The organism is Pseudomonas sp. P5_A12 (assembly GCF_056400685.1).
Map to the genome: position 1 here is coordinate 1 of NZ_JBFUKU010000536.1, position 1,812 is coordinate 1,812.

The following is a 1,812-nucleotide window of genomic DNA, read 5'->3' on the forward strand; positions in this document are numbered from 1 at the left end:
TCGGTAAAGGCACCGTACAAACCATTCAGCCGCTGAACCATGGCGAACTGAAACTGACCCTGGCCAAGTTCTACCGGGTTTCCGGCCAGAGCACCCAGCATCAGGGCGTACTGCCAGACATCGATTACCCGTCGATCATCGACACCAAGGAAATCGGCGAAAGCGCCCTGCCGGAAGCCATGCCGTGGGACACCATCAAGCCAGCCATCAAGCCTGCGGTTGATCCGTTCAAGCCGTACATCACGCAGCTCAAATCCGAGCACGACGCACGCTCGGCCAAAGACGCGGAGTTCGTGTTTATCCGCGACAAACTGGCCCTGGCACAGAAGCTGATGGATGAAAAAACCGTCAGCCTCAACGAAGTCGACCGTCGGGCGCAGCACACCGACATCGAAGCCAAACAGCTGGTGATGGAAAACATCCGTCGCAAGGCCAAAGGCGAAGAGCCACTCAAAGAGCTGAAGAAAGAAGACGAAGACGCCATCGCGGCCGAGCCGGACAAGACCAAGCCAGAAGACGACGCCTACCTGAGCGAGGCCGGTCGGATCCTGTTGGACTACCTGAAACTCAATACTGCGGTCGCCAAGCACTAAGCGGTTGGCAAATTAATGCTGGCGCTCTCCGGAGCGTCATCATCTGTTGCGAAATAAGGGATTGGGAGCACCTCTTGAACAAGAGTCTGCTCCCAGTCCTTTTTTATCGCCTAGATATTGTGATCGTTCCCACGCTCCGCGTGGGAATGCCTCCAGGGACGCTCCGCGTTCCAGCTACAGCGCCGGCATCGCGCCGGGCACCCCTGTGACGCAGAGCGTCACGGGCTGCATTCCCACGCGGAGCGTGGGAACGATATTTCAGCGGCGCTACTCCGAAGGCCGTGCCCTCAACCGCCGCCCAAGCACATCCAGCACATCCAGCACATCACACCCATCACGCAAAGGAATGGCGCACAGCACTGCAAAATCACTGAGGATGAACGACTCACACTCGAGCGAACCGCGCATCGACATGTTTTCAAGCACCTGCGTGACGGCGCGAATTCGATAGTTGGCGGCGTCGTATAAAACATCGAGCGGCGCGTGGGTATCGACGAACAGCGTGGGCATGTCGGTGCAGTTGCTGGTGAGGGCCATGAAGCGGTTTTTGGGGTGGGGGATTGGTTTTTCGTAGGGTGGATCGGGGTGAAGGGTATTCATCGATTTGAGTCCTAACGTATGGATTGAAGCCGCCAGAAATCACTTCCACGCGAATAGGTGGCGGCTGTACGCAGGTGTGGAAGACCGGGACGTTAGGCACCCGGCGCACTCGAAGGCGCCCCGCGCACAGCCACCATAAAACACAGACGATAAAAAACGCCGAACTGGTGGCACTTGACGCGCCTAACGATAGAAGGGCTTCCACGCCCTGTCACTGAGTTTGCAGCGACAGGTGAAAGACTATCGATGAGATCCGGGCTGCGCCAGTTCATGGAAACCGTCAGGAGTTGAAGGAAATTTCCGATGTGTTTGCCCGGAAATTTCGCTGCCTTCGACTCATTAAAAACGATCATGTCGTTTGGCCAACCTGCGCGCAATATGGCGCAACCAAGCCTGCCCTGAATCCCATGCATTCCAGTAGCAGTAGTAACAACTCAGTTCTTTCAAAAGATACTCTCTCAGTATCAGTTCATCTTTCTCCTGATCAAGCAGTGCATTGAGTTCTTTTTGGACCACCATTAAATCGTCGATGTGAGACTCGGTTAAAAAGGAGTCGAGCACTTGCTCTGCAGTTTCATGCTCATCCAACCAGTCCTGATGAAAGTACGCACCAAAAAAC

At 55.3% G+C, this 1,812-nt stretch carries 3 protein-coding genes; 1 reads left to right on the plus strand and 2 read right to left on the minus strand.

Features of this window, described 5'->3' with window-relative positions; translation table 11 throughout:
- On the plus strand, positions 1-593 hold a 593-nt coding region (locus tag AC1DSG_RS30840), incomplete at its 5' end, for a carboxy terminal-processing peptidase (protein WP_477794245.1).
- 267 nt (positions 594-860) lie between these two features.
- Here AC1DSG_RS30840 and AC1DSG_RS30845 read toward each other — a convergent pair.
- Positions 861-1,193: a hypothetical protein gene (locus AC1DSG_RS30845; protein ID WP_477794246.1), complete on the minus strand. Its 333-nt coding sequence runs from the start codon at positions 1,191-1,193 to the stop codon at positions 861-863.
- 339 nt (positions 1,194-1,532) lie between these two features.
- Positions 1,533-1,812 (minus strand): contact-dependent growth inhibition system immunity protein (locus AC1DSG_RS30850; protein ID WP_477794247.1); only part of this gene is annotated, 280 nt, incomplete at its 5' end.